Genomic DNA, 755 nt, shown 5'->3' with positions numbered 1-755 from the left:
ACGAGTTCGTCGGCGATGTCGCCGACCGCGACCAGGGCGCTGATGGCCATGCAGCGTTCGCCGGCGGAGCCGAAGCCGGCGTTGACCATGGCGTCGGCGGCGAGGTCGAGGTCGGCGTCCGGGAGGACGATGGCGTGGTTCTTCGCCCCACCGAGGGCTTGGACGCGTTTGCCGTGGGCGGTGCCGGTGGCGTAGACGTATTGGGCGATGGGGGTGGATCCGACGAAGCTGATGGCCTTGATGGCGGGGTGGGTGAGCAGTTCGTCGACGGCGGTCTTGTCGCCCTGCAGGACGTTGAACACCCCGGCGGGCAGGCCGGCTTCGGCCCAGAGTTCGGCCATCCAGATCGCGGCGGTGGGGTCCTTCTCGGACGGTTTGAGGACGACGGTGTTGCCGGCGGCGATGGCGATGGGGAAGAACCACATCGGGACCATGGCGGGGAAGTTGAACGGGGAGATGATTCCGACCGGGCCGACGGGCTGGCGGATCGAGGAGACGTCGATGTTGGTGGAGGCGTTTTCGGTCATGCCGCCCTTGAGCAGGTGCGCGATGCCGCAGGCGAATTCGACGACTTCCTGGCCGCGGGAGACCTCACCGAGTGCGTCGGAGACGACCTTGCCGTGCTCGGCGGTGATGATCTCGGCCAACTCGCCTTTGCGGGCGTTGAGCAGTTCCCGGAAGTTGAAGATCACCTGGGTGCGCTTGGCGAGGGAGGTGTCGCGCCAGGCGGGGAACGCGGCGGCGGCGGCGTCGAT

Annotated in this window: 1 protein-coding gene; it reads right to left on the bottom strand. The window is 67.9% G+C overall.

The genetic code is table 11. The annotated features are described in order from the left end of the window. The coding region (locus G9373_RS45505) for an aldehyde dehydrogenase family protein (protein ID WP_167121386.1) at positions 1–755 on the bottom strand (755 nt) is incomplete at both ends.

The organism is Rhodococcus sp. A14, assembly GCF_011603105.1.
GTDB classification, from domain to species: domain Bacteria; phylum Actinomycetota; class Actinomycetes; order Mycobacteriales; family Mycobacteriaceae; genus Rhodococcus_F; species Rhodococcus_F opacus.
The sequence above is the reverse complement of the archived record's forward strand: the minus strand, read 5'-3'. Positions and strand labels throughout refer to the sequence as shown.